Annotated in this window: 14 protein-coding genes and 1 pseudogene; 12 read left to right on the forward strand and 3 right to left on the reverse strand. The window is 40.1% G+C overall.

Going from position 1 to position 21,586, the window contains the following annotated elements; translation table 11 throughout:
* Positions 1-323: 323 nt before the first annotated feature.
* The 3 genes from VB654_RS14895 to rodA all read left to right on the forward strand — a co-directional run bounded on the left by VB654_RS14895 (position 324) and on the right by rodA (position 3,514).
* Positions 324-830, forward strand: a complete 507-nt coding sequence (locus VB654_RS14895) for an SRPBCC family protein (protein ID WP_323214559.1) — start codon at positions 324-326, stop codon at positions 828-830.
* A gap of 210 nt (positions 831-1,040) precedes the next feature.
* Complete coding sequence (locus VB654_RS14900; RefSeq protein WP_323214560.1) at positions 1,041-2,111, forward strand: Mrp/NBP35 family ATP-binding protein; 1,071 nt, start codon at positions 1,041-1,043, stop codon at positions 2,109-2,111.
* Between the two features lie 89 nt (positions 2,112-2,200).
* Positions 2,201-3,514, forward strand: coding sequence for a rod shape-determining protein RodA (gene rodA / locus VB654_RS14905; RefSeq protein ID WP_323214561.1), 1,314 nt, complete (start codon positions 2,201-2,203; stop codon positions 3,512-3,514).
* 45 nt (positions 3,515-3,559) lie between these two features.
* Here rodA and VB654_RS14910 read toward each other — a convergent pair whose 3' ends face one another.
* Positions 3,560-4,603, reverse strand: coding sequence for a mechanosensitive ion channel family protein (locus VB654_RS14910; RefSeq protein ID WP_323214575.1), 1,044 nt, complete (start codon positions 4,601-4,603; stop codon positions 3,560-3,562).
* A gap of 145 nt (positions 4,604-4,748) precedes the next feature.
* Between VB654_RS14910 and VB654_RS14915 the strand changes: the two genes are divergently transcribed.
* The 6 genes from VB654_RS14915 to VB654_RS14940 all read left to right on the forward strand — a co-directional run bounded on the left by VB654_RS14915 (position 4,749) and on the right by VB654_RS14940 (position 17,536).
* Positions 4,749-5,666, forward strand: coding sequence for a histone deacetylase (locus VB654_RS14915; protein ID WP_323214562.1), 918 nt, complete (start codon positions 4,749-4,751; stop codon positions 5,664-5,666).
* A gap of 316 nt (positions 5,667-5,982) precedes the next feature.
* Positions 5,983-10,209, forward strand: a complete 4,227-nt coding sequence (locus VB654_RS14920; RefSeq protein ID WP_323214563.1) for a DEAD/DEAH box helicase — start codon at positions 5,983-5,985, stop codon at positions 10,207-10,209.
* Entirely contained in the window at positions 10,187-11,959 is a 1,773-nt protein-coding gene (locus VB654_RS14925) for a hypothetical protein (protein ID WP_323214564.1), read from the forward strand. Before VB654_RS14920 ends, VB654_RS14925 begins: the two co-directional genes overlap by 23 nt.
* Before the next feature lie 176 nt (positions 11,960-12,135).
* Positions 12,136-13,275 (forward strand): glutamate--cysteine ligase, encoded by a 1,140-nt coding sequence (gene gshA / locus VB654_RS14930; protein ID WP_323214565.1) that lies wholly within the window; start codon positions 12,136-12,138, stop codon positions 13,273-13,275.
* A 348-nt stretch (positions 13,276-13,623) separates the two neighbouring features.
* Positions 13,624-14,085 (forward strand): tRNA (cytidine(34)-2'-O)-methyltransferase, encoded by a 462-nt coding sequence (locus tag VB654_RS14935; protein WP_323214566.1) that lies wholly within the window; start codon positions 13,624-13,626, stop codon positions 14,083-14,085.
* A gap of 790 nt (positions 14,086-14,875) precedes the next feature.
* Positions 14,876-17,536 (forward strand): LysM peptidoglycan-binding domain-containing M23 family metallopeptidase, encoded by a 2,661-nt coding sequence (locus VB654_RS14940; RefSeq protein WP_323214567.1) that lies wholly within the window; start codon positions 14,876-14,878, stop codon positions 17,534-17,536.
* Between the two features lie 91 nt (positions 17,537-17,627).
* On the opposite strand, the gene VB654_RS14945 is transcribed toward VB654_RS14940, so the two are convergent.
* Positions 17,628-18,044, reverse strand: a complete 417-nt coding sequence (locus tag VB654_RS14945; RefSeq protein WP_323214568.1) for a DUF2358 domain-containing protein — start codon at positions 18,042-18,044, stop codon at positions 17,628-17,630.
* A gap of 213 nt (positions 18,045-18,257) precedes the next feature.
* On the opposite strand from VB654_RS14945, the gene VB654_RS14950 reads away from it, so the two are divergent.
* The 3 genes from VB654_RS14950 (at position 18,258) to VB654_RS14960 (ending at position 21,199) form a co-directional block, all read left to right on the forward strand.
* A complete protein-coding gene (locus VB654_RS14950; RefSeq protein WP_323214569.1) occupies positions 18,258-19,121 on the forward strand; it encodes an alpha/beta hydrolase in 864 nt (287 codons plus the stop codon).
* A 312-nt stretch (positions 19,122-19,433) separates the two neighbouring features.
* Positions 19,434-19,892: a pentapeptide repeat-containing protein gene (locus VB654_RS14955; protein WP_323214570.1), complete on the forward strand. Its 459-nt coding sequence runs from the start codon at positions 19,434-19,436 to the stop codon at positions 19,890-19,892.
* 869 nt (positions 19,893-20,761) lie between these two features.
* Positions 20,762-21,199, forward strand: coding sequence for a CAAD domain-containing protein (locus VB654_RS14960; protein WP_323214571.1), 438 nt, complete (start codon positions 20,762-20,764; stop codon positions 21,197-21,199).
* A 188-nt stretch (positions 21,200-21,387) separates the two neighbouring features.
* Here the strand turns inward: VB654_RS14960 and VB654_RS14965 are convergent.
* A pseudogene (locus tag VB654_RS14965) lies at positions 21,388-21,586 on the reverse strand (tetratricopeptide repeat protein); the annotation flags it as partial.

Below are 21,586 nucleotides of genomic sequence, written 5' to 3' on the forward strand. Positions count from 1 at the left end.
TGATAAAAACGAATAATCAGGCTGAATTTGCCTAATTTACTTTTTTCTTAGTTGTGAGCATTTCCGTCATGAATGGGTATGACTAAAGTTATTTTCCCTCAAATGCGTATAGGCTTGTATATTGACTGAATTTTATTTGTACTTCTTGATGTAAACATTCTGGTATCAATACCAAACTCTGGCTAATTAGTCTAGTTAGCAAGCTATCGTGTACACCGTAGAGTTAGCAAGTCTCTACTTTGAGACATTGATCAGGTATTGTAATCCAGGGTACTCACCATACCAGAGTTATCGGCAAGTGCATAGCGAGGAGGATTAGGCAGATGCGAAGTTGGTTATCCAAATACATCCACCGCAAACATCGTCGGTTTTGCGCTTCTTTGGTCAATACCTATCGAGAAATTAGTTCGGCTTCAGTCGATGAAATGTGGCTAAAGGTAGTTGACTTAACAGACGTTTCCTGGCATCCACTGCTCAAAAGTACCAATGTTCCCTATGGATTAGTACCCAAACCCGGATTGATTTACCAAGCGGTAACAAGGTTTTCACCCATTCCCATCAGAATTTTTGTAGAACGTGTGAAACCTAACGAAATGTTAAGTATTCGGGTCATGGCGATTCCTGGAATAGAAGAACGGGTGACTTACCGAGTCGAGTCCACAGTGTGTGGAACTTGTTTATCTTATTCAGTCACCCTCCGGGGTTGGCTATCGCCCCTGATTTGGTCATTATCCCGCCCTTATGCAGACCGTGTGGCACGTTCTTTAGTAGAGTATGTAGAAAACACCGCATTGCAAACAGTGCCAGGAAAGAAGAAAGCACTTTTTTAGGTAGTGGGGAGTGGGGGGAGAAGAGGCAGGGGGGCAGGGTGCAGGGTGCAGGGGGGAGAAGAGGCAGGGGGCAGGGTGCAGGGGGGAGAAGAGGCTAACTTCCCAATGACTAATGACCAATGACTACTGAGTTCCAAAGAAAGTTAAGATCATGGTAGATGATAATAAAACTTTCTTAAATTTTGTTACGGCAGTAACAGTGAAAAAAGTATGTACGATGTTCTCGATTCCGGCTCAGTCTTAGATATTTTGCGACCAGTAGAAGACCCAGAACTCCGCAAGAGTTTAGTGGAACTGAATATGATTCGTAACGTCAAAATTGAAGCTGGCAAGGTTAGCTTCACTTTGGTGTTAACGACACCCGCTTGCCCCTTACGGGAATTTATTGTTGAAGATTGTAAAAAAGCTGTAAACAAGCTACCCGGCGTTACAGAGGTAAAGGTAGATGTGACAGCAGAAACACCCCAACAGAAAAGTTTACCTGACCGGACTGGAATTACTGGGGTGAAAAATATTTTAGCTGTTTCCAGTGGTAAAGGTGGTGTTGGTAAAAGCACAGTTGCAGTTAATGTAGCTGTGGCTTTAGCACAAACAGGGGCTAAGGTGGGTTTACTGGATGCTGATATTTACGGCCCCAACGACCCCACTATGCTGGGGCTGGCTGATGCGGAAATTGTTGTCCGTTCTACAGACAAAGGTGATATTCTTGAACCTGCGTTTAATCACGGTGTCAAATTAGTTTCAATGGGCTTTTTGATTGACCGAGATCAACCGGTAATTTGGCGAGGGCCAATGTTAAATGGTGTAATTCGGCAGTTTCTCTATCAAGTGGAGTGGGGAGAACTGGATTATTTAATTGTGGATATGCCACCGGGAACTGGTGACGCTCAATTAACTTTAACCCAAGCAGTACCAATGTCAGGGGCAGTAATTGTTACTACACCTCAAAATGTTGCCCTGTTAGATTCACGTAAAGGTTTGCGGATGTTCCAGCAAATGAATGTCCCAGTTTTGGGAATAGTGGAAAATATGAGCTACTTTATTCCCCCAGATATGCCAGATAAGCAGTATGACATCTTTGGTTCTGGTGGTGGTTCCAAAACGGCAGCTGAGTTGGGTGTGCCTTTACTGGGGTGCATTCCATTAGAGATTTCTGCGAGAGTTGGTGGTGATAGCGGTGTGCCAATAGTGGTTGCTGACCCTGATTCAGCTTCAGCCAAAGCATTAAAAGCGATCGCACTCAATATTGCAGGTAAAATATCAGTTGCAGCCCTAACATAATCAATTTGTAGTTTCCGTCTGATTCCTGGGTGATAGCCTGGGAATACAGATATGTGGTGGTAAATAAATTTAAAATCTGCAATCGCACAATGTTATTAAAACGTTCGCGCCCCAAAGCTCACTGGAAATATTGGTTTAAGCCTTGGCAACAAATGGATTGGCTACTATTGTTTCTGACAATTGGTCTGAGTGCATTTGGTGGACTGATGATTATGAGTACAGAACTAACACAACCAGTGTCTGACTGGTGGGCGCACTGGCTGGTGGCTGGAATCGGCGCTTTGATAGCGTTGTTGTTAGCTCGTACCCACTATGAAAATCTGATTCAGTGGCATTGGATAACATACGCCTTAACGAATATCAGCCTGATTGGTGTGATGATTATTGGCACTACCGCAAATGGGGCGCAGCGATGGATTACTATTGGTGGTTTCAACGTGCAGCCTTCGGAATTTGCCAAAATCGGAATCATTATTACCTTAGCGGCTATTTTACACAAACGTACAGCTTCCACTCTCGAAAGTGTATTTCGGGCTTTAGGAATAACGGCTATTCCTTGGGCATTGGTATTTTTGCAGCCAGATTTGGCAACATCCTTGGTATTTGGTGCAGTCGTCTTAGGAATGTTGTACTGGGCAAATGCTCATCCTGGCTGGTTGATACTGATGATTTCACCGATCATTTCTGCCATTCTTTTTAGTATCAGTTGGCCTTTGTCAGCACCGATATTTTCATTTCATGAAATATCTTTCGGACTTTTAGGATTAATTTGGGTAATCGCTATGGGCATTTTGGGTTGGCAAACTCTCCCTTGGCGTAGATTTGGCCTCAGTGGTATTGGTGCATCAGCGCTGAATTTCTTATGTGGTGAATTAGGAGTTTTTGCCTGGAACCATATATTAAGGGATTATCAAAAAGACCGCTTGACTGTCTTTCTCAAACCTGGATACGACATTTTAGGCGTTGGGTATCACCAACACCAATCTCGCATTGCTATAGGTGCTGGTGAAGTTTGGGGATGGGGTTTGTTTAAAGGCCCAATGACCCAATTAAATTTTGTCCCTGAACAACATACAGACTTTATTTTCTCCGCCGTGGGTGAAGAATTTGGTTTTGTTGGTTGTTTAGTTGTGCTGTTTATCTTCTGCTTAATTTGCTTTCGCCTATTGCGTATAGCTCAAACTGCCAAAGATAATTTTGGCTCATTGTTAGCTATTGGTGTTTTATCAATGATTGTGTTTCAGTTAATGATTAACGTGAGTATGACTGTTGGTTTAGCTCCTGTAGCGGGAATTCCCTTACCTTGGATGAGTTACGGTCGTTCAGCCATGCTGACCAATTTCATTGGTTTAGGCTTAGTCGAATCAGTAGCAAATTTCCGGCAACGACAGAAGTATTATTGATTCAGGTACCCGATTTATTGAAGAAGTCGGGTATCTAGTTGACTATTAAGTTAAATCAAGATTTGAACTTTCGGCCCCATTATTCTGCACATAAACATCTCTGACAGGAAAGGGAATTTGAATGCCTTCTTGTTGATAGCGTTTATGTAATTTCTTGATAAACAAATGCCTAGCAATGCGCTGGTCAAAATATTCATTTACTCGCATATATAATTTAAAATCTATACTAGAATCATTAAAAGTATGAAATCTAATATTAGGTTCAAATTCCATCAATTCTGGGGCAATTTCTTGCATAACATCTTTGGCAACTTCTACAGTCACTCTTTCAACTTGTTCTAAATCACTATCGTAACCGACACCTACATCCATTGTTAAAGTAATGGCTTTGGCTGGTAGGTGATAGTTGGTAAAAATCGCCGATGCCAGGCGAGAATTAGGTACAATGATGATATTATTTTTAAGTTCTTGAATAGTTGTATTTCGCCAAGTAATATCTGTGACGTAACCTTCATATCCATTATCTAATTTAACATAATCTCCAGTTCTGACTTGTTGAGAAATTAGGAGATAAAAACCAGAAAATAAATTTGCTAGTGTATCTTGAAGCGCCAAGCCAACGGCTAAACCACCAACTCCTAAAGTTGTGACTATGGGTGTAACTTCTACACCTACTGTTTGTAATAGTGCCAGTGTTCCTAAAATTAAAACAGCTATCTTCGCTAAGTTAGAAATTAATGATGCGGGTACTCCTTTTGTTCTATGGATAAATAAATTTAGAAAACCAGCAGTTAATCTTGCTAAGACTAAGGTGACTGAGTAAAGAAATATGGCGGTAATTATTTTCTGTAGGAGGATTTTAAGGTCATCATTAATCTTAAGGGATGAATAAACAATTGCACCGGAAAAACCTCCTAGCAAAAACCACAGAAATGTCATGCGGTGTAAGGCTTGAAATATTATTTCACCCCCTGGAATTTCTTGTTGATTAACAAATTTCCTCAGTTTTTTAAAGATAATTTTTTCACCAATTAGCCCAGATAGCAAGCCAATTAAAATAAATGCTATTGGTACAATCCATTGCTGTATCATTAATTTTCGGTTTTAGATTTTGAGTGCAAAATTTCAGGCATTTATTTGAATCATTGCCATTATTGCTAGATTTTACCTTGTTTCCCCACGCTTTACTCTGCCTAGTAATTGTGGAATCAGATTATGGTTAACAATAAATATTATGGAATTACCAATTATTTACCATCCAGATTATATTGCACCATTACCAGTCGGGCATCGTTTCCCGATGTCCAAATTCAGACAACTCTATGAATTACTTTTAGCTGAGGGTGTAGCGCAAACAGAACAATTTCACACCCCCAAACGCCCACCCCTGGAATTAATTGAGTTGGTGCATACTCCAGAGTACGTTAAAGCTTACTGTGAGGGAAGTCTAGAATCTAAAGCACAGCGTCGAATTGGCTTACCTTGGAGTCCAGGTTTGGTAAATCGTACCTGTGTAGCGGTTGGTGGTACAATACTTACGGCTCAGATGGCACTCAGTCAAGGGTTAGCTTGTAATACTGCGGGTGGTACTCATCATGCTTTTCCTAGTTATGGTTCTGGTTTTTGTATTTTCAACGATTTAGCGATCGCTTGTCGAGTGTTACAAAAATTGGGGCTTGTACAAAAAATTCTGATTGTGGATTTGGATGTGCATCAAGGTGATGGTACGGCTTTCATTTTTCAAGGTGATGAGAGTGTTTTTACTTTTTCGATGCACTGTGAGGTGAATTTTCCGGGTACTAAACAAGTTAGTGATTTGGATGTTCCTCTGATGGTGGGTATGGAGGATGATGCTTATTTACAAACTTTGGCGAATTATTTACCAGATTTGTTAGGGGCTGTCCAGCCTGATTTAGTATTATACGATGCTGGGGTAGATGTTCACATAGGCGATCGCTTGGGAAAGTTGGCTTTGAGTGATACGGGGATTTTTCGCCGGGAAATGCAGGTTTTAAGTACCTGTGTGGCTGCTGGTTATCCTGTGGCTTGTGTGATTGGTGGGGGGTACGCTGATGATATGAAGTCTCTGGTTTGGCGACATTCTTTGCTGCATCGGGCGGCTAGTCAGGTTTATCATCAGTATGGGTTATAAGTGATTTTCACGCAGAGGCGCAGAGGAAGAGGGAAGAAGAGATTTCAGCGCGGTTTTATTCTGTAGTTTTTTATTTCTTCTTTAATGGCTACACTATATATGAGTAACTAACCGCAAAGGACGCACGCGCGCAGCGATGCCCGCAAGGGCTGTAGTACACAAAGAAATAAGGAAAGAAGGAAGCAAGAATAAATTTAACGTGGTTTTATGATGAAATATTATATATCTTTATCTGTGTTTATCTGCGGTTCTTTACTTCTTCCTCAATAGCTAAAGTTTATTGTCTCACCCCATATCAGTAATTTTAAGAGTATCTATGCCCACTTTTTCTCACAATCGTAATTTCCAAGACTGGAGCTATAAATGTGTTGGAGCAGTGGCGCAGGATGAGATAATAGATTTATTGGGTGATCATGTTTATCTGTTTTATGTGCGTCGTCAAGGTGCGGGTAAACATCAAAATGAGGAAATTTGGCAGTTAACAATTGCTACGGATAGAGATGATTTTCCTTTACCTGTGACTTTGGCAAAGCAAGGTAAGACTTTAGGGTTAATCGCAGCTATTCAAGAAGATGGACGTGGCGGTTTAAAGGTTTTATCTACTCGTTTATTACAAGTTTCACAGGGACACGCTGATGGTTATTCTGTGCCTTTTGCTTTGCGTCTCTTACCTCATGATAAACATCGTTTAGGTATTCCGAAGGCAGCATTGGCACGTGTGGAAAAGATGCCAGTTTGTGGTGATCATATACCGACTGAGGCACAATTGCAAGCTTGGAAGGCATTTTTACAAGTTGAGGAAAATATCGCCAAGGCACGTCAGTTTTGTGTGGCTTTTGTGGGTCATGATCATGGAAATCATACCAGACAAATTACTTTTGAGATAGATGTAAATTCAGCTACTTTAGATGGTTCTGAACAAAATTATTTAAATGTCTCTAGTTTTTGGGAACGGGTGAAACGTTCTAAGAATCAAGAAGTGAAACTTTCGGAAACTGTTCCAATGGGAAAATTTACTCATAAAATTCCTAAGTTTGGTTCAATTGAGAAAGTTGACCCGAAAAATTGTTTAATTAAAGTGAAAGTAGAACGAGAATTGGCTGAATATATCGCTACACAACGTTATCAGCCACCAGTGAAGGGATTTTTATTTTTTGATGCAGCAGGGGATATTCAACAAGTTCGGCGGAAGAAGGAAGCTTTAGAACAATTAAAACACGGACAAACTCAAAATCCTTATTTGGGCAACTTTTTATTCGACCCTTCCCAAGCTAGACGGATGAAAAAAACTGTGGAACTTAAAGCGGATGATTTATTATTATCTGCTGCTAATGCTGGACAAAAAACAGCAGTGGAAAAGGTTTTATCTTCAGAGGATTTAGTTCTGATTCAAGGACCGCCAGGAACTGGTAAAACTACAGTAATTGCTGAAATTTGTTATCAAATAGCCATGCGGGGTGGACGGACTCTCATTGCTTCTCAAGCTAATTTAGCTGTGGATAATGCTTTGAGTCGGTTAGTTCACAACCCTGTTATTCGGGCTGTTCGCAAAGGACGTGCTGAAAGAGTCGGGGAGGAAGGACAACCATTTTTAGAAGACCAAGTTATTGGGACTTGGTTGGAAAATACGGCGACTGACTGTGAAAGTAGTTTGGATAAACGCCTGGAAAATGTAAGATTTTTGGGAGAATTATTGGCAGCTTTACCACGTTTTACAGATTATTTTAACTTAGAAGCAGAGCTAAATCAGCAACAAATTCAATTAAATCAAGAAAAGGAAATTTTAGCAGCAGACTGTAAAATTAAAGCAGCAATTTATCAGGAAGGTTTAATTCAGAAAAATCAAGTTGCATCAATTCAGTTAGGTTTAGATTATCTCCTGCAAAATGCACCGCATATTAATTGGGAAGCGCCAGAAGTCACAAATTGTCTCCCCTATCTTCAGCCTTATACAGAAAATAGTATTGTCGTCCAAGAACTTTTAACCCATGTTCGGGAAGCTATCAAATGGACTGATGAATTAGGTTTAATTCGTCCTACTTATGGTGCTTTTGGGTTGGCTGTTTGGTTGCGTGAAAGTGTAGCTGATAAAATTGCTGATTTTAAAATAGCATTCGATTATGCCCAAGATGCCATTTTGGTAATGTCGGAAGTTGCAGAAGCGGTATCGGCTATCCCCAAAAATTCTCATGATTTGAATCAGCCAGAAATAGATGAACAGGAATTTATCACTACACGGCAAATTTTACAACAGACAATTCAAGGTTGGCAAAATCGAAAAAGAGAAATTGATTATGTAATTGCGGCTATTAAAGAATGGAAGTCTACTGCATCTATGGTATTGTATCAGCTAGTTAAGGAATGCCAGCAATCAGGACAAGTATTAACAGAAGAGTTGGTACAATTGCCACTGGGTTTGTTGATGTTTGCTAATCAATTAAAGTTGACTATATTACCTAAAAAATATCAAATACATTTACCAGACTGGAAAGCTTTAGACAAGGCTTTGATATATGAAACAGAAGGGGGGTTTGTTGATAGAATTGGTAAACAATATAATTTTAGTTACTTTTTAGAGCAAAATTTTAGTCAAATTCCCATTGTGCTATCTGCAAGCGATCGCACTCAATGGCGTAAAATCTATGAAGAGTTCAAAAATTATCAACTCCTCAACCCAAATCAGCGTAAATTACTGGTGGAAAATACACAGTTATTTTTAATCAGGATGCACAAAACCTATGGTAAAGCCTGGGAGTTAAATAATCTTGACTCTACTCTCAAACAAGTAAGTGAAGATTTACTCGCCAACATCCTCGCCAATGCGCGTCAATGTATCGCACGAGTTAAAGCGGAAACTGAACAACAGCTTAAGTCTTTTCAACAGCAATTGATTGAACTTGAGAAACAGAGAACTACTCAAGCACAAATATCTGCTACGTCTTCTCAAATTGAAGCGGCTAATATTAAACTAGAACAAGTTATCCAGATTTTACAATTACTCAAGCAGCAACAAAATGTCCCGGATAAATTACGGGCTTTAGTTACAGAATATCTGACAACCCAATCAAAAATTTGGGAACATTCTTCGGAATTTGCAACTCAGGTAAAGGCTGGGGTATCTCATCTCAGCAATTTGGAAAGTTTAATTTCCTCAATTACACCTTTCCCAGTCTTAGAAAACATCAAAAATTCCTTAGATGAGCAAGTCACAATTATAGAGCAAGAAAATACCCTAATTCAAAAAGAACTCAAAAAAATCCAATCCCAAATCAAGAAATTAGATAAACAACCACAGATACAGCCAACCGAAAATTTAATTTTATCAAGAAATTGGTGGGAAAATTTCTGGCAAACTATCCCTGATAAATTCCACCCAGCAGATATCAATACAGATGTATTTAATCTGGAATTTCTACGCAGTATAAAAAACCAGTTTGATGCTTGGCAAAATCAACTCACTGAAGAAGAAACTTATCTCAGCCGATACCAAGATTTTACCAAAGATTGGATTGCAAAAGTGAAAAATCCCTCAGAGCGCGATCGCAACGATTTAAGACGCATTTATTTAGATAACGCCAACGTCGTCGGTATTACTTGCGTACAAGCTGCAAATTACAACTTTTCCCAAGAATTTAAAGCCTTTGATGTCGTCATCATCGATGAAGTTAGTAAATGTACTCCACCAGAGTTACTCATCCCCGCTTTAAAAGGCAAAAAGTTAGTCTTAGTAGGCGACCATCGACAATTACCACCCATGCTTGATACTAGCACAATTGAAGAAGTTGCCCAATCTCTGGGAAGTACAAAATCAGAACTGGAATTTTTAGAAGAATCATTATTTAAAATTCAGTTTGAAGCTGCTGATAAAAGCATCAAACAAATGCTGAATACACAATATAGAATGCACCCCTTTATTATGGGAGCGATTAATCAATTCTATCAAGGTAAACTAGAATGTGGACTTTTAGAACCTGACACCCAACGCGCCCATAATTTAACTGGGGAAATTATCCAAAAAAATCATCATCTTGTTTGGGTAAAAATTCCTAGAGAAGATGAATTCCAAGAAGAACGGGAAAATACTTCCTATTTTAACATTCGTGAAATTGATATAATTGAACGCCTCTGTCAGCAATTCGAGCAGACTTGGGCTGCTAAAATTGCTCAAGGGGAACCCAAAAAAGAAATTGCAGTAATTACATTCTATGGCGCACAATTGAAAAGAATTGAAGAACGTTTACAACCTGAACTTTTTCCTTCCTTGGAAATTCGCACGGGTACTGTTGATAGATTTCAGGGAATGGAACGCCCTGTAGTAATAGTAAGTATGGTACGGAATAATCATCAAGGCGATGTTGGTTTTGCCAAAAAGCCAGAACGAGTAAATGTGGCGTTTTCTCGCGCCCAAGAATTACTCGTAATTGTGGGGTGTCACGATTTATTTACCCGCCAAGGGGGGAAAGTTGGAGGTATGTATTTAGAGATTTCTCATACTGTTAATAGTCAAGGAGGTTTCGTTGATGTTTCTCGCTGCTGCGGCTAAACCTATTGACGACAAACTCATAAATTTAGCAGAAGAAATTACCGCCCAAAATCCAAATTTATCAGTTTTAGCCGCTAGGGAATTTCGTTATGCTTTACATCAAACTCCTGTAGAATTATCTATTAAAGAACCGCGCGAATTTAACGTCCTCGAAGAATTTATTATCCGGGCTGGAATTGAATTTTCACCTCCACCCACAGAAGATGAATTAGCATCTATATTAGGACTTGATTCTATATTTGTTCGCAGTACCACCGCAAATTTGCAAGCTTTACAAACTTTATCCGCAACATCTCCAATTACAGTCACAGATGAAGGACGTGATTTTTACGCCCAAGGTTCTGTACCACAGCTTCCCTACCCTATCCAAATCTATGCCGTTTCCGATGCTTTAGACGGAAAGCTGATATTTCATGCTGATCCATGCAATGATGCTCCTTTAAATTTACCTGATTTAGCCGAATTTATCAAGATTGCCCGCAAGATTAATGATATATCTGCTTTATCAATTGAAAAGTTGCAAAAATGTATTCAGTTGTCAGGTTTAGATTTTCATGTTCCCGAAATCGGGAAAATAGTTACTAGCTGTAAAGTTATAGCCCCGGCGCAGATAATTTGGAAAAATATATATTTGTTTGTGATTTATGATGCTGTGGAAGAGAAATTAAGTATCCAAATTAGAAACGGTAAACAAATTTTAGAATCAGCCTCCCAACGGATGGAAGTGCTGCAAGATAAAGGTAAAATTCCTTGGCAAGCTTTATGCAAATTATCCCATGAAGCCATCAAGTTAGAGCGTGAAGCTACTCTTAATTATAAAAATGACGAAATAGAATCTAGACTCCAAAAACTTGGACAAGACGCTTTAAAGTTAGGTGATGCTGAAGTTATTCCCGCTTTTCAAAAGGTTTTAAAATCTGCAAAACGCCAAATTATTATCTACTCTCCTTATTTAAGTACGGTTGTTTTCAATAAAGAATTTTTGACCTTATTACAGAAGTTAGCCAATGGCGGAGTTTGGATTTTAATTGGATATGGAATTTCTCCAGAAAATGTTGCAGTAGAAAAAAAACTCCACGCTATGAAAACGCCTGATGGTTTACCTTCTGTACAGGTGTTTAAATTAGGAAATTCTCATGTTAAAGAAGTTATAGTTGACAAAAAAAATCATTTTTATGGGTTTTTTGATTGGGTAAAATGTGGTGGTGAATATTTACCAAATGGTGAATCTGTTTATCAAGTTACTGTTCCCCAGCAAGTAGCAGAATCATCTCAACTTCTGGCTGATGGTTGCCAAAATCATGCCCAAAAACAATGGAAGCTGGCTTTAGAAAAACGCGATTTTCCATTAGCTGTAGAAGCTTTGTGCATTTGGGGGGCTTTGGGTATGCAAAATGTCGCACTTCAGGAGATAGAAGCAAGTAACTGGTTGGAACTTCTCCCGGTGTGGCTGAATATCGTATTTCACGATTTAAATTTACAAAAAATTCTCGATGATGCCATAAATTTCACAACTGCACTTTCTCTGCTGAATCAGCTTTCTGGTGAGGAAGTTTTTATTGATGAGTTACAGCAAGGATGGCAGAAAGTTATCAAAGCGATCGCATCTGTTCAACGTGAATTTGCTTTAAGCTTACTTAATGAGCAAGTGTGGGCAGATTTTCTCCGTCTCAATATCGCTCAGGAGCATGATTCGCGCGATAAGTTTATTTTACCACAAAGTAAACCTTTAAGGAAGAGGAAAAGTTAAATATGGATTAGTGTCACGTAGAGGCGCAGAGGAGAAGAATTAAACTCTGTGTTCTCTGTGCCTCTGTGGTTCGTTAATTCTTAAATAATTGTAAATTTTAAGTTAATTTAAATGTAGATGCAGAAATTCGTCTAATTCGATACAATTCTTAGATTAGGAGAGGCGAGGAGAACAAAGTGGTCCTATTAAAAGGCTTCGAGATTGAGATGTATACAGGTACGCCTCAAGGTGAAATAGTCGGTCTCTCTGACAAAATTGTGGCTTCTTTGGATGGGTTTGTACGGGAACCAGATAGCCGCAATGTGGAATACATCACCCAGCCATTGAGTAGTTATGAAAATTTATTGTGTGCTTTGTTGCGTCCCCGGCGCAAGTTACGCACTTACCTCCAGAGTTTGGGAAATTATACTCTGATTCCTGGGAGTACTTTGTCTTTGGGTGGCAGCGATCGCTTTTTTCGTTCTAACCCCGATAACCCTTATCATGACTACATTGAACATACCTACGGGACAAAAGTCGTTACTGCCAGTGTTCATATTAATGTCGGCATTAGTGACCCAGAAATATTAATGCGGGCTTGTCGGTTAATTCGTTTAGAAGCCCCTTTATTCCTAGCTTTGAGTGCTTCTTCTCCTTTCCTTGATGGCAATGCTACCGGTAATCATTCCAGCCGTTGGGCTGTGTTTCCGCAGACTCCCGCCCATGTACCTTTATTTACCAGCCACGCCCATCATATTCAATGGGTGGAAGCACAAATAGCAGCTGGAACTATGCAAAATGTCCGGCATTTGTGGACTTCAGTCAGACCAAATGGCGATCGCCGTCCTCATGACCTGAATCGCCTGGAACTACGCATTTGTGACTTGGTTTCCGATCCGATTGCTTTACTATCAATTGCAGCTTTCCTCGAAGCCCGTTTGTTGCAGTTAATCGAAAATCCTCACCTTGATCCTTTAACTCAAAGTACGTTTTCTCCTGAAGAACTGCTTTCTCTCACCTCTAGAAACGAAGCCGCCGCAGCTACTGCTAGTCTCGATGCCCAATTGACCCATTGGCAAGATGGTAGAACTATCTTGGCGAGAGATTGGATTGCTGAACTATATCAAGAAATTTGGGCGATCGCTAAACAACATGGTTTTAGCTGTTTCCTTTCTCCTTTGCAGAAAATTCTCCGTGAAGGGAATGAAGCCCAACAATGGTTGCAACTCCACTCAGTTGGTTTTGACTCCCAGCCGGTGATCACTCAGGCTATTGTGACTACTGAAGAACGGGAAATTGAACTAGAAAAGAAATTGTGTTCCCCTCTGGTAGCTTAAATTTTCTGTCTTCATCCTTAAGATAGATTTTGCGAGAGAAACCCAAAAAATCTTTTCTCTCTCAAAACTTCTTTGTGTTTCATGTCATTCATAAAATTTTACAATCTCGTCGCAGTCATGTTAGCGAAGACTATGCCGATGCTTCAAAGCCTTGAACAACAGGCGGCAAAGAAACTTACCCAAAACTCAGCACTTTGAGTTTGAGTCCAATCTATCTTTTGTTTAAAAAAATTAATCTTTAGGTATGATTTGCTATTTATTAATAAAACCTATCAATGGACTCTATCTAATGATAGAGTTGAAAATATTTTAGTATATAGTAATACAAAGTAAGTAAATCCACGCACAATGCCCCAGGTTGTTTTAGTTTATCCACAAATCCCCCCAAATACAGGCAATATCGCCCGTACTTGTGCAGCTACAGGTACAGAATTACATTTAGTAGCACCTTTGGGTTTTGAAATCAGCGATCGCTACCTCAAAAGAGCAGGTTTAGATTACTGGCCTTATGTTAAACTGCACCATCACGAATCCTTAGCAGCCTTTCAAGCCACATATCAAGAACGTGGCGGTAGAAGCTTAGGCTTTACAGTCAGGGGAAATTTTAATTACGCCAGCTTTCAATTTCAAGCTGATGATTGGTTGCTGTTTGGTAGTGAAACCACCGGCTTACCATCAACAGTTCTCTCAAATTGTGATGCTACTCTCTATATTCCAATGGCAGAACCTCATGTTCGCAGCTTGAATCTTTCCGTAAGTGTCGCCATCAGTTTGTTTGAAGCCCGTCGTCAATTGGGTTATTTACTGTAAACCTGGAACAATTAAGTATATATACTTGATTATTCTAAATACCAATCCCAGAGTGTGGATTTATTCCGTAAAAATGCACTCTGGCTCCACAAAATTATAGTTCTAACTTATCAAAAAATCAGAGTAATCTTACTTTTAGTTATAAATACTCATGACAACCAGCATGGTGATATAAGAAATTTGTATATAAAATTTGAGACTACACCGAATTTGCATGATAAATTTTGATGAACTTAAATCAGCATGGTTCAAAGCATAAAAATCCTAAAACCTTTGATCATCATATATTTGAGCTATTTTCCTTTAATAAGTAATTTCCAGGAGGACAAAAGTAGTTAGAAGTTTGTACGGTTGATTTTTAAGGATGAATCAACGTAAAGTCTCGTCTTGAGAAGGCGGATCGAGTAGAAAAACCTTGAAGATATCTACAACAGAGGGCATTGCTTTTTTTAAAGTTGGATTAACTATATGGCTGACAAGCACAATGGACTTGGTGAATATATAATAATTATTCTTCAGTCCTAGCAAGCTTTGCACCAGAGGTAAAGACAACAGTCAAAAGCAAAAGTTCTACGGTGTGTAGGAGTGAAGTGGACAAGTAAGCACAGCAATTTTTAATTTTTGCGTTCCATGTGTGAACTTGTCTAAATCAGAGAAGCAAGTTAATCTTGCGTAAGTATCTCTGGTGAAAGTGATCTTGATCTATCATTCGATGTGATCTAAATCATTGACTAGTATCCGACTGAAAAATCGAGATCAGTTAAGCGCTAGTGATCATAGGAGGTCGTCTTTGAAACGAGCATTGAAAAAAAGAGAACAGGCTGTGCTGAAAAATACCCCCAGCAGTGATAATGCCCTAGTGGAACACCTAGAACACCTAAACATTGTAGTAAATCCCAAGGTTAACCGCCGGGTGCGGACGCAAGCCGCCATGATTGGTTTGGCTATCTCAATGGGAGCAACCAGCCTTTTGGTGACTCGACAAAGCGATCAAGCCCAAGCAGCAGCCCCTGTTGGTAGCCAAAAGGCCGCTTCAACAATTCCTGCTGCTGACACTACAATGAGATTTGCTCCCACAATGCTGAAGACTCAAACAGTCTTACCAGCCAACGTGACAGAAAATGCTGTCATTGTGGAACCAGTAGCAATTTCTCAGTTACCGGGGCTTGAAGCTAAATGGCAAGTTGCGGCAAGTGGAATCTCTGTGCAACAAGTTCCTCTGCTAACATCAGAATCCCACAAAATAGCAACTAACAAAACTTCCTTCAATTTACAACCCCTAGTATCACAGGGATTGTCAATTCCCATCCAGGCAAATGAGACAGTACAAGAACTGTCCAGTGCTGATAGTGCTATTAACGAAACTGGAGAGCTAACTGCATACCTCACAAGCGAGTCACAACCACAGGCAACAGAAAACACGGATGCCAGTGGTGAAATTGATGCTCAACTGAAGGCGCAGCAAGAATTTGCTCTCAATCGCTTACAAGCAAAATCGAACCGTTTAAGAAACAGTCTGGCGGAGTCGCGGTCTGAGGAGACCCAAACTTTATCAAAAAATGGCATAGCTTTAACACAGCCGAAAACTATAGAAAAAGCGCTAGAAAACAGCGCCAGTGAAACGGCAGTAGAAAAGTCGTCAACTTTCACCAATGAAAACACCGAAAGTTTAGTATCGAGATTAAGAGCAACAAAACCAGCCAGTGAGTCGAACCCGCAAGCCGTAACAATACCCGTACCAGCTAGACGGCAAATTGTGGCATTATCGGGTCATACAGGTTATGAGGTTAAGCCTGGAGACACACTAGCCGCGATCGCAAATAGATACAATACATCAGTTACAGAATTAGTTAAGGCCAATAATCTTAGCAATCCAGATCAACTCAGGATTAGCCAAAGACTGATTATTCCTGTTAATCAGGTTAACCGTTCTAGAGCTATTCAGGTCCCAGTGGTTGTGAATTCTCATAGCACCTATGCTAATACTACGCCTGCTAATATCAACCCCAATCTACCTGTAGCATCATCACAGTTACCAGTATCTACAAATAACCAGATACAGGTAAATACACTTGAAGCCACAGAGACAGAACCTACTAGTCTTAATGCTCAAGGTCTAGGTGGTGATACACCAGTACCAACAATCTTTGCCGAAATACAGCAAGCTCAAAAATTGGCTGGGCAAGCGGCAAGCACAAAAGATCATCAAGGTCTGCGCGACTTACGTGGGGACATCCAGAAATTACGGGAAGAACACAACAAACAGCAGTCTGGGAATGCAATCAGGCCAGCCGCTATTGAACTAGAAAAAGCTGCCGTGCCGATTCCCGTTGCTCAAACCAGCAGTCTACACAAAGAAATTCAAAGGTTACAGGAGAAATACCGCAGCCCACAGTCTGGAAATGCTACCAGTTCAGCTGCTACTGAACCAGAGCAAACTGCTGTGCCGATTCTTGTGGCTCAAACAAATAGCCCAGAAGCGGAAATTCAGAGATTACGTGAGCAATACCGCAGCCAACAGTCTGGGAATGCAAATAGCCCAGCCACTATTGAACGTAAACAAGCTGTCATACCGACTGTCATTGCTCAAACAGACAGCCCAGAAGCAGAAATTCAGAGATTACGCCAGCAATATCGCCAGCAACAGTCTAGGAATATCAGCAGCCCCTCCACTACTGAACGTGAACAAGCTCCTATTCCAATTCCTGTTGTTAAACTGAACAACACCACGGCTACTCAATCTGCTGCGGGACAAAGGAATGCTGCTATTCCCATTCATGTTCCTCAGCTGAGTTTACCCAACTATGGTAGTCAATCTGCTAAATCTCAAACTCGGACTCGTCGTGCTAACGAGCCAGTCAATCCAGAGTTTTTCTCCAGTATCAATGGATCTAACCAGAGAATAGCAGCATCTCCCAGTGGTGCTAATATCTCCGATACTCTAGGAAACTTGCGCGGCAGCCGTGTGACTCCACAATTACGGCCACAGTTACCGCCTTTAGCAGCAGTGGATCGGTACTTGCCCAAGCCAATTGATGCAACTACAGCTCCCCCCTCAACAGGTTCAACAGCCTTTATCTGGCCGGCGAAAGGTGTACTTACCTCTGGCTATGGTAGACGCTGGGGAAGAATGCACAGGGGTATTGACATTGCTAACGCCACTGGCACGCCAATTTTCGCAGCTGCTGACGGTGTAGTTGAGAAATCAGGCTGGAATAGAGGTGGTTATGGCATCCTTGTAGATATTCGCCATCCTGATGGCACTCTGACTCGCTATGCTCACAATAGCCGGACTTTGGTGCGAGCAGGTCAGCGAGTAACCCAAGGACAACAAATTGCTGACATGGGTAGCACTGGTTTCAGTACTGGGCCACACACTCACTTTGAAATCCACCCAGCAGGTAGGGGAGCAATTGATCCTATTGCCTTATTACCAAAAGAACGTCTCTAATTCCTGACCTACATTGAACTAAATAATTATCTGATTGATAGAGGGAGTCAAACTCCCTCTTTTGCTTTCTATACTCAACACTCAGCCCTCATTACCTTTGCCAAAACTGCTTTAAAATTTCCCCCGGTTGACGATCCCAAGTATCAATATGCTCATATATTAAATTGTCTTGGTTCAGTTTATATGTCGAATAGCCATTGAAAAATAATTGGGCTTTCCAGGGAACACGCAAGACTCCACGAACTGTCCACTTGGCTAAAATAGTATCCTTTGCCGGCTGCGATATTTCATGCAAGTCAAAATAAATTTGCGTAAAAAATAGTCGTGCGTGAAATCGTAACGTCCAAAATATAATGCGATAGTTGAATTTCCATTTAAATTTATTTACAGGGTCTTGAAAGTAGATATCCTGCGTATAGATATCATAGGTAATATCTTTTTCAAAAAGTGTTGGTAAGTCTTCTTGAAGCTTCTTAATTACTTGTCCAATCTGCAATTGAGATTCCACGCGTTTTGTCCTTGATAAAAAATTTTCTGACACTCACTGTCTCTGAATAGATACCTTGACGAGAAAAATCATACATAATTTCTAATATAGCCATAACCATAGTCAGATTAATTGGGACAGTTTTGATAGTTAAAAGCCTTGAATCAACTGGGTTTATACTCAAGCACTCAGCACTTTCACATACACACACGTTCTACCTAGAAATACAACATTATGTCTGTAATCCAAAATTTGTGGAAACATGAATATATAATCACCAATGGTGTGAAACTGCACTACGTCACCCAAGGAACAGGGCCATTAATGCTGATGTTACATGGGTTTCCTGAGTTTTGGTATTCTTGGCGGCATCAAATCCCAGAATTTGCCCAAGATTTTCAAGTTGTCGCCCTTGATTTACGTGGCTACAACGATAGTGATAAACCTAAAGACCAATCAGCTTATGTCATGGATGAATTGGTCAAAGACGTAGAAGGAGTAATTCAAGGATTAGGATATGACAAGTGTATCTTAGTTGGGCATGATTGGGGTGGTGCGATCGCTTGGTTTTTTGCCTATGCTCATCCCGAAATGGTAGAGCGATTAATTATCCTCAACCTACCTCATCCTGCCAAATTTGCCCAAGGCTTACGCACTTATCAGCAGTTGTTACGCAGCTGGTATATATTCTTATTTCAACTACCTTGGCTACCTGAATTACTTCTACAGTTGTCAGACTATGAAGCAATTGAAAAGGTTATTCAAGGCACAGCCGTTAATAAAAGTGCTTTCACTCCAGCAGATATTGATGCTTATAAAAATGCTGCTGCAAAACGTGGTGCTACTACAGCCATGTTGAACTATTATCGTAATATTTTCTCAAACTTATTCAGTCAAGAAAATTGGGAAATTCTAGCTGTACCCACGCTGATGATTTGGGGTGAAAATGATACTGCACTTGGTAAGGAACTTACTTACGATACAGCAGCATATATCAATGACTTCCAAATTAAGTATATTCCCAATTGTGGTCATTGGGTACAACAAGAAAACCCGGATTTAGTTAATCAATATATGCGAAAATTCTTGGTGTCTTAAGCTACCAATTTATTTGGTGAGCAATGCTATTTTGTATTATTTAAATGCTCATAAATATCTTATGTGCAACTATGCAAACTGGCACAAGCGCTTCAAAATATTTAACATTAGTTTAACAAGACGATTTTCGTGGATTTCACTGGTCGATAATAGCCCGAAACCCTAGTCAATACTACTTCCTAGATCCCAAAGCATTGGTAGCAGATCACAATTGGCTTGTGTGTTCCAACAACAAATTTGATAACTTGGTATGAGATAATAAAGTCGTGAGGAAAAGAACAGATGTAGTTTAATGACGAAGGGGAAAATAATATGAAACTCCAGCTATTAGCGGCTCTAGCCTTAGCGACTCCCCTAATTCTTAATAGCACAGTCAAAGCTGGCAATTCCCAGGACTTACAAAAGCTAAATTTGACCAGAGAATGTGTCCAGTGCGATTTATCAGGAGTTAACCTCAGAGGCGCTCATTTAATTGGTGCTGACTTACGAGGAGCTAATCTCTCTGGAGCTAATCTCGAAGGAGTCAATCTCGAAGGCGCAGACTTAACAAATGCGAATTTGAAAGGTGCAAACTTAACTTCAGCGATGCTGACCAACGTTAATTTTAAAGCAGCCAATCTCAACGGAGCAAATCTAACTCGCGCCCAAATTTACGACGCTAATGTATATGGAGCATCAATGGATCAGATGATCATTACTGATGCGGAAATTTATCACACTGGCATCGGTATTGGTGGAGATGAAGCAAATATGTTCCCCGATTGGGACTAAGACCGCAAGGCGGAAGTTAAAAATCAAAAGTCAAAATCTACTGTTAGTCTTGGGGTGTTTTCAGTGGTAGTTTGACTTTGGTCGTGTTGTACTTGTAGCAAAATGCCGAGTGTTGGGTAGAAACCCTTTTGCTACAAGGACTTCAAACTGTCTAGACTGTCTTAATGGCCAAGGCGGTTGTATAGAAAAAAGTGAATTGGGCTGAGTCTAGGGATAAAAGCAATTGCTATGAGCAAGTATTATCCCTAAATCTGCCTGGGAAAAATATTTGACTTTAACTAAATATAGCTGGGTGACTATATCATAAAATATTTATATTGTCTAGTGTATTTGAATACATAAAAACTTTTATTACAGATTAACATTAATTATCAATGAGTTAATTGACGAATACGGCTTAAGATAGCTTTAATATCAGATAAAATCGGCTTTTAAGCTTGTATAAATGTGAGGTAATCTGATTTTGGCATGATTTGTGCTTGAATGAGTAGCACTGTCAGAACCCCGCGCTCAAGATACGGGGCTATGGGCGGAGGGCTACGCTAACGTGTCCCGCCTTTAGATAGCTGACCTGACACGGTATGGGATAATCACAACCTGATGATTGTGGTTGATTCACAAAATCCCGAACTTAGAAAGCTGATTTTAAGATATCTTGTCGCTTTCTAACTTCTCTCCTCATACTGACTGTCTACCTTGTAGTTGATGCAGTAGAGCTTATGAGGCAATTATGGTTATAGGACACTAAAACCTTTTGTGGATTAAACCGAGTTGTCCTGATGCCCTGGTGCATTGCCTAATCAACAGCCTTTTTGGTGGTAATTGTCACAGATTAGATAAACTCAATTGTTAAATTTATAGGAGTGAAAATGCAAGAACCGGAATTCACAGAAACCAAATCTCAAGAGGCAGCAGTGCCAAATATCAATAACCAAACAGGAACCATTACCAAGCTCCAGCCTCCTGTGCAATCTCAAGAGCAATGGCAACAATATGGCGAACAAATTTCTGGTTTTTTAGCAACACTGCCTGAATACCTGGGAAACTTTTTTAACCAATATAAGCAGCCTTTAGTGAGTGTTGGGTTAATTGTCGCCGCAATTGTTTCGGTGAAGGTACTCTTGGCAGTATTAGACTCGTTGAATGATGTTCCTTTAGTAGCACCAACCTTTGAATTGATTGGTATTGGCTACTCAGCTTGGTTTGTTTACCGCTATTTGCTCAAAGCCTCGACCCGGAAAGAGCTAACTAGTGAAATCACTACTCTGAAATCGCAAGTTGTCGGCAAAAATAGTCCAGAAGCTTAATATCTGCTTTGTCGCTATCCTTTGCTGTACTAGGGTAGCCATTGTTTAAATGTAGCCGTTGACAAAAGCTACAATTTATGAATATTAAGGCGCTCTTTGAGCGTCTTTTTTTATCAGTGATAAATTCAGGCGATCATCGCACTGGCTCAGGGACTGGTAGAATATAGGCGATCGCCCGATCCAATCCTTTAATTACGAATTATTTTCTTAGCGAATTGCCAAAGTAAATAAAACGGTAAAGTTACAATACCCCGTAAGATTTGTAGAAACTGATTGAGCCGTCGTTTCCAAATAGCAATGGGAGTTAACTGTTGTCGCAGAATTGCCAAATTTTCTCTAAATGTCGCTGTAGTGGGATGATTAATTCCTAAAACCCGTTGACACATC

Source organism: Nodularia sp. UHCC 0506 (assembly GCF_034931045.1).
Lineage (GTDB): Bacteria > Cyanobacteriota > Cyanobacteriia > Cyanobacteriales > Nostocaceae > Nodularia.